General features: G+C 56.9%; 4 protein-coding genes and 3 pseudogenes. 3 read left to right on the top strand and 4 right to left on the bottom strand.

Going from position 1 to position 6,904, the window contains the following annotated elements; genetic code table 11:
- Positions 1-127: 127 nt before the first annotated feature.
- The 4 genes and pseudogenes from ASF18_RS23280 to ASF18_RS24920 all read right to left on the bottom strand — a co-directional run.
- Positions 128-286: pseudogene (locus tag ASF18_RS23280) on the bottom strand (transposase); the annotation flags it as partial.
- A gap of 135 nt (positions 287-421) precedes the next feature.
- Positions 422-1,657, bottom strand: coding sequence for a class I SAM-dependent methyltransferase (locus ASF18_RS20170; RefSeq protein ID WP_200917658.1), 1,236 nt, complete (start codon positions 1,655-1,657; stop codon positions 422-424).
- A 711-nt stretch (positions 1,658-2,368) separates the two neighbouring features.
- On the bottom strand, positions 2,369-2,695 hold the full coding sequence (locus tag ASF18_RS23955) for an integrase core domain-containing protein (RefSeq protein WP_244472766.1): 327 nt from the start codon (positions 2,693-2,695) through the stop codon (positions 2,369-2,371).
- Positions 2,696-3,182: 487 nt separating this feature from the next.
- A pseudogene (locus ASF18_RS24920) lies at positions 3,183-3,311 on the bottom strand (IS256 family transposase); the annotation flags it as partial.
- Positions 3,312-4,071: 760 nt separating this feature from the next.
- Here ASF18_RS24920 and gmd point away from each other — a divergent pair.
- From gmd to ASF18_RS24915, 3 genes and pseudogenes are all read left to right on the top strand, one after another.
- Positions 4,072-5,055, top strand: a complete 984-nt coding sequence (gmd, locus tag ASF18_RS23275) for a GDP-mannose 4,6-dehydratase (protein WP_082487760.1) — start codon at positions 4,072-4,074, stop codon at positions 5,053-5,055.
- Positions 5,042-6,025, top strand: a complete 984-nt coding sequence (locus ASF18_RS23270) for a GDP-mannose 4,6-dehydratase (protein ID WP_348271406.1) — start codon at positions 5,042-5,044, stop codon at positions 6,023-6,025. Before gmd ends, ASF18_RS23270 begins: the two co-directional genes overlap by 14 nt.
- Before the next feature lie 21 nt (positions 6,026-6,046).
- Positions 6,047-6,904 (top strand): annotated as a pseudogene (locus ASF18_RS24915) (mannose-1-phosphate guanylyltransferase); the annotation flags it as partial.

The following is a 6,904-nucleotide window of genomic DNA, read 5'->3' as shown; positions in this document are numbered from 1 at the left end:
CTCACTCCCTCTGATCCCATCATGAGGCGGCCCACGTCGATCTCGGAGAGAAGCAAGAGCTCCGCAAGACAATTCACGCGCTGATCTAGGATGCACGCCAAACGGAGTTGACCGATGAACCCCGAATAGAGAATAAGTTTCCCCAGGACGCCTCCTGCAAGATCAGCTTGTCGAGGGTGAGATCCGCAATCGCCTTCCGCAGCCGAGTATTCTCGGTCTCCAGATCCTTCATCGGTCGAACCTGATCCGACTTCAGGCCGCCAAACTCACGCCGCCACCGGTAGTATTTCACTGAGCTCACGCCGAGCACGCGGATTGCACTTGAGGCGCACTTTGGGCACGCTGCAAATCAAATCAACATAAAACATCGCGACCGACGAGGGACAGCATGAAGCTCAGACCAAGCCGGTCGCGAGATGTCTCAAACGATCTCGATCTCAGGAAACGGAAAGATGAATTTTCCGCCTTTTGCGATGTATTCTTGCTCCCGCTGCAGGATGCTTTCTTTGAAATGCCACGGAAGAACGAGAAAGTAATCGGGTTCCATTGCGCGAGCTTCGGTCTCAGAAATAATTGGAATTCGGGTGCCTGGAGTTTCAGCGCCGAATTTCTCCGTATTTACTTCAGCGATAGCAGAAATCTCGTTTGTGGTGACGCCACAGAACTGAAGCGTTACATTGCCTTTGGTCGAGGCGCCATATCCGAGCACCTTCTTACCGTCGGCGGCCAAGCTTTTCAGGAGGCGTACAAGATCAGCTTTGTGACGGAAAACCCGATCCTCGAACTCTCGAAAGGGGCGAACGGTATTCAGACCCATGCGCTCTTCCTGGCCCAAGAGCCAATCGATCACCGCGTGGTTGGGGGGGCGAACTGACTTCCGCAGAGCTGCAGTGACGGCAAAACTTCCTCCGTTTACACTGTTCATCTGCACGTCGACAATTTTCATGTCGGCGGCATCAAGAATCTTCGCGACTACACTTAGTGAGTAATACTCGAGGTGCTCATGGCAGATGGTGTCATAGGAAGTTGTTCTAAGCATCGCGGGCATGTAGCTTTGTTCAAAATGCCACACACCATCTGGTGCAAGCACCGAAGCAATGTCGCGTGCAAAGGCAATGGGATTGTCAAGGTCATAGAACATCGAAATTGATGTTACTATTTTCGCTTGACGATCTGTTATTTTACGAAAATTAGCCGCCGAGAAAAAGTCCGGAACCAACGCAATGTCGTCCGGATAATATGACTTAAATTTTAGGCCGGTTGGATCGATTCCAATCCTTTTTATCCCTGCGATTTTGTAAGCTTTAAGCGACGTCGCGTCGTTTGAGCCAATATCAAGAACCGTTTCACCCGCGGTCAAGTCAGCTAACTTTTCCAAAAAGTCAACTTTCTGTGTCAAATGTCGGACCATGGACGCATTCAAACCTGAGCGATAACCGTAATTATCACCGTACATCTCGCCTGCATTGTAGGTATGCGCGAGCTGGAGCAGACCGCTATCGGGGCACCAGACGAGGTCCAAGGGCCCAGCCGTAACCGGTTGCCCCGGCTTGGGGAACACACCTGTTAGTTCTTGCTCTCCCAAGTGGAGAACGGGAACTAAATTCTTAGATCCGCTTACGCGGCATGCTTCTAATTTTGTGTAGGCTCCAGTCACGACTTTTCCTCCGATTTCAAAACTTGAAGTTTTAGCTTAGACCCAGTCGTATTGGTATCTGATAATTGCTGATTATTTGCGATCAAAACAAGTCTAAAAGTTTCACTTTACCGTTTTGCTTATTTGAACTAGTGTTGGCCCATTTGGTAAGGGTTTATTTAGCTACAATTCAAAAAACGTTCATTGATCAATATAAGTCCAGTTCGCCAACCAGATGAATTTCATTGTAAAGTCCAAAATTTATAAGAATCCTGCCTATAGATAGTCTGTCCCTAGTAATTTGACCAAACCCGAATGAATTCCCCCTCGAAAGTGTCAACTTGTTCGCGGGAGGGCTGAAGAGCTTTTCGACCAAATGGGGCGGTCGGCATTCACCTCATGCGCACCGCTTTGCACACTCGGGGTTTTGGGGTCAAACAGATATGCTTTCGCCGCATGGGCAGCGGCAGACCAACGAGAGCATTTTGGCATTCTAACGACAAACCGGTCTCGATTCTAAGAGTGCAGGTCCGCACGAGCGTGCAGCCATGTGCCACACAGCCGTTTGTCGACAGCCTCACTGCATTCGGGGAAAATCTGGAGTTCTATCAGATCTGATCCAGCCAGGGCTTGTTCAACAGCCCGTCCCTTTAAGGGGCTGATGCGCGATTGGCTAGCTGTTGTTTCCAAGAAGGTGGCTCGGCTGTTGCGAGGGTGTCGTCGCCTATGGGCCTAGCTGTCTGGATGTGAGACCTCCTTGGCGTCTGCGACGACCTGCAGTGCTCGTTTGATGATGGTGCGATTGGGTGGTTTGTAAGTTGGATCACCCAGCGCCGGTTCTGCTTCCGGGCGCTGACTCAGGACCATTTCGGGCGAGAGGCCGTTGAGCACGCGCTGACGACGGCTGTTGTAGGCCGCGTTAAACCCACGCAAGACGGTCTCCAGGTCGCTGTGGCTGTAGAGGGTGATGCCCAACGCCTCGCGCTGCGCCTGGCCGTTGGAGCGCTCGACCATGCCATTGGTCTTGGGCGTATAGGGGCCCGTCTTGCGATGCTGCACACCGTGCCGCTCGCAGGCAGTCTCAAAGGCATCGGCCGTGAAGCAGGAGCCGCGGTCGGTCAGAACATCGGTGACCTGGAACAGAAAGGCACTGAGCGCATCCGCCAGGTAGGCAGTGGCGGACGCCGTGGTCTGGTCGTCTTTGACGGCAGGTGCACGTAGCGGGCGGCGCGGTCGATGGCGACGTTAGGTAGCGTTTGCGCAAGGCGCGATCGCGGTCCCGCAGTGTGGGGGGGGGCTAGATGTCAACGTGGATGAAGCCGACCTGGTACTCCTTGAAGGTACCGTGCGGTTTGCGAGCCTGCTGGGAGGGGGCAAGCGGTTGAGCCCCTCCGCCTTGAGGATGCGATAGACCGCATCCCGGTTCAGGTGCGGCAGGAAATGGCAGACGACGAAGGTCGGCGCGTCAAGAGGGAAGCCGGTGCTGCGGCGGAGCGCACACACGATGGCGCGCTCCTCGTCACTGGCGCATCAGGGCAGCTTATGTCTCACTATGAACAGCGCCGGCCAGGCCGTCCGCCTTCAATTTCACCAGGCGCTCGGCCGCCAAGCCGATTGGATCGCGTAGCAATTGCGCGTGGGCGCTCTTCTCCATCAGCCTACACAGGGCCATCATCTCGTCGGTCGTCGGCGATCTCTCAGGTTCGGGGTTTGTGGTCGCAACCGAATCCTACCTGGCAATCGCCAATGGCGGCCTTTCAGCTACATCACCGCTGAGGACACGACTCGGCGCGCGCCAATCTCAGTCGGCAACATTTCTCATCCAAGCACCGAGCACAGCACATATAGAATGGTCGTAACCATCGCGCAACTGATATTCGCGGGCGTCCATCCGTCGGCTTGACCGTTTAAGCTGGTCGAATCGCCGCAATCAGGGCGTATAAGCGGTCGGGAAGGGATGGTTTTTCCATTTAGTCTAACTGAAAATCAACATGTCTATTCAAAACATCCAAGATAATAAAAGAAATTATATTCTATCAGGCTAAATACTAAAATTTTTAGTAGAGTTACTGCTAAAACTTACTGGATTTATTGTTGGCCTGGGGTCTGCGAGGACTCTTCCGGTGCGCTCAATCTCATTGAATGGGATTTAAGCCGTTACCGTTCCCTGATCCTCGGCGCGCCTTGAGCTTGACAACAAAATTCTGATTGATTGAACTTTGCGTGATCCTGAGGGCGGACAGAGCGGTGAGCTTTCGTCGCTTCAGCGCACTTGCGCGTGCACCTGATGTTGTGGGATGCACTCACGACGATCGAGCCCTTGGCGAAGCCCCCTGTGTTCCTGTAGGGAGGTCGCGGCTGATGCAGACAGTTGCACGTAATGCCCTGTGCCCAAGAGCAATTGGCGGCGAACGTCCGCGATCCCGGAGCTGAATGTGACGAACAAACGCGCGCTAATTAGTGGAATCACGGGCCAGGACGGCGCCTACCTAGCGCAACTTTTGCTCGGTAAGGGCTATTCCGTTCATGGAATCGTTCGTCGCTCGAGCCACGCAGGCGTTTTCGATCACCGCCTCAAATGGCTTGGAATTCAGGACGACGTCGAGCTTCACGACGGCAATCTTCTCGACCTATCGAGCCTTGCGCGCATCGTGCAGGCAGTGCAGCCCGACGAGGTTTATAACCTCGCAGCTCAATCCTTTGTAACGGCTTCCTGGCAGCAACCGCTTCTGACTGGGCAGATCACCGGGCTCGGTGCCGTGAATCTGCTCGAGTGCGTTCGCACTTTGAAACCAGACGCTCGTTACTACCAGGCCTCGTCGTCGGAGATGTTCGGCCTTATCCAGGAGCAGATTCAGAGTGAGACGACGCCATTCTATCCGCGTTCTCCGTACGGTGTCGCCAAGCTTTACGCTCATTGGATGACCATCAATTATCGCGAGAGCTTCAATCTGCACGCCTCAAACGGAATCCTGTTCAATCATGAATCACCGCTGCGCGGTGTGGAGTTCGTCACGCGGAAGGTCACTGATAGCGTGGCTCGGATCAAGCTCGGGCTTGCCAAGGAACTTCGTCTCGGCAATATCGATGCGAAGCGTGACTGGGGGCATGCAAAAGATTACGTCCGTGCGATGTGGATGATGCTGCAGCAGGACTCTCCTGATGATTATGTAATCGCGACCGGTCGCACTGTGACAGTCCGTGAAATGTGTGAGATTGCATTCAGGCACGTCGGCCTCGCGAGCGCGGATCATTTGATAATCGACGAAAAGCTTTTCCGTCCTGCGGAAGTCGAAGTGCTGCTCGGAAATCCTGCCAAGGCGCAAGCGGCATTCGGCTGGCATGCGGAGATTTCATTGGAAACAATGATCCAAGAGATGGTCGAGGCTGACCTGAGGCGCCTCGGTGCAAAATCCTGATCCTCGTCTGCCCGTGAAGCGAATAATTGTATCCGGCGCGGCAGGGTTTGTTGGCCGACATGCCCTGAAAACGCTCTTGAAGACGATGGGGCCCTCGGATCGCATTATCGGAATTGGGCGGGGTAACACAGATGCGTTACCTGAGGGGGTCGTGTTCAAGTCGTTGGATCTGCTAAATTCGCAAGCTTTGTCGGATTTCATTGCGGATTACCAACCAACCGACGTTCTTCATCTGGCTGCGATTGCTTCCATAACGCAATCGGCTAGCGCCCCTGGTGAGACGTGGCGAGTTAATCTTGTCGGTCTACTCAATCTGGCCGAGTCGATAGTTCGCTTTGCACCGAAGGCGACGCTTCTATTCGTCAGCTCCGGCGAGGTCTATGGGCGTGCCTTCCTTTCGGGACAGCCTTTGACGGAGGAGGCCGTGCCGGATCCCCAAGGCGCCTATGCATGCTCAAAATGGTTTGGTGAGACGCTCCTGGGCGATGTCTTAAAGCAGGGGCGCTTCATCGTCGTTCGTCCCTTCAATCATATCGGCCCAGGCCAAGATGAGCGGTTTGTCGTGCCGTCCTTTGCGGGACAGATCGCGCGGATCGAAGCCGGTCTCGTTCCGCCCGTGCTGGAGGTGGGCAATCTAGACGCGGCACGCGACTTTCTCCCGGTCTCCGACGTCGTACAAGCCTATGCCTCACTGATCGCGCAGGGGTCTGAGATCGAAAGCGGCACCGTGTTCAACGTGGCTTCGGGTCAGCCACGGAGCATCGCCAGTGTGCTCGAAGACTTGCGTCGGCATGCGCAGGTGCCATTCGAAGTCAGGATTGCGCCGGATAGGATGCGTCCGTCGGAAATCCCCGTCGCGGCAGGCGACGCGTCGCGGCTTTCGGCAGCAACCGGGTGGGTCCCGCGCGAGAATTGGAACAGGACCCTCGCCGATATTCTTGCTCAAGCCCGCACGAATTTGCGTGATTAAACGCGCGAAAAGGCTGAACCGATGAGTGAATCGTCCAATCTGATCCATCCGATCATTCTCTGCGGCGGTTCGGGCACGCGGCTCTGGCCGGCGTCGCGGGAGAGCATGCCCAAGCAGTTCACGCCGCTGGTGGACCCCAAGACCTCGACCTTCCAGGCCACCGCCCAGCGCCTGGGCGATACCGGCGTGTTCGCCCGCCCCACCGTGCTCACCAGCAGCGACGCCCGCTTCATCGTCGCCGAGCAGCTGCAGCAGGCGGGCATCCAAGCCGACATCATCCTCGAGCCCGAACGGCGCGACTCGGCCGCAGCGGTGGCGGTCGCCACCCTGCACGCGGCCCGGCGCGACCCCGAGAGCGTCGTGCTGATCATGGCCGCCGACCACGTCATCGGCGATACCCCCGCCTTCGTGGCCGCCGCCCGGGCCGCCGCCGCCGGTGCCCGGGCCGGGGCGATCATGACCCTCGGGATCACCCCGACCGCCCCCGCCACCGGCTACGGCTACATCCGCGTCGGCGCAGCCCTTTCGGGCGGAGCGGGCAACCACGCGGTCGAGCGCTTCGTGGAGAAGCCCGATCACGCCGGCGCCCTGCGGCTAATCGAGGAGGGCGCCCTCTGGAACTCGGGCTACTTCCTGTTCCGCGCCGACGTGATGCTGGCCGAGCTCGAAGCCCACGCCCCGGAGATCCTGGCGGCCACCCGGGCGGCCCTCGATGCGGCCGTGACCGACCTCGACTTCGTGCGCCTCGACGCGGAGGCCTTCGGCCGGGCGCCCAAGACCTCCATCGACTACGCCGTGATGGAGCGGACCCGGCATGCCGGCGTGCGCCCGGTCTCGTTCCCCTGGTCGGATGTCGGCACCTGGGACGCGGTCTGGGAC

The sequence above is a fragment of the Methylobacterium sp. Leaf89 genome, assembly GCF_001422215.1.
GTDB lineage: Bacteria > Pseudomonadota > Alphaproteobacteria > Rhizobiales > Beijerinckiaceae > Methylobacterium.
Note: the sequence above shows the minus strand (reverse complement) of the source record. Positions and strands in the feature narration are given on the sequence as shown.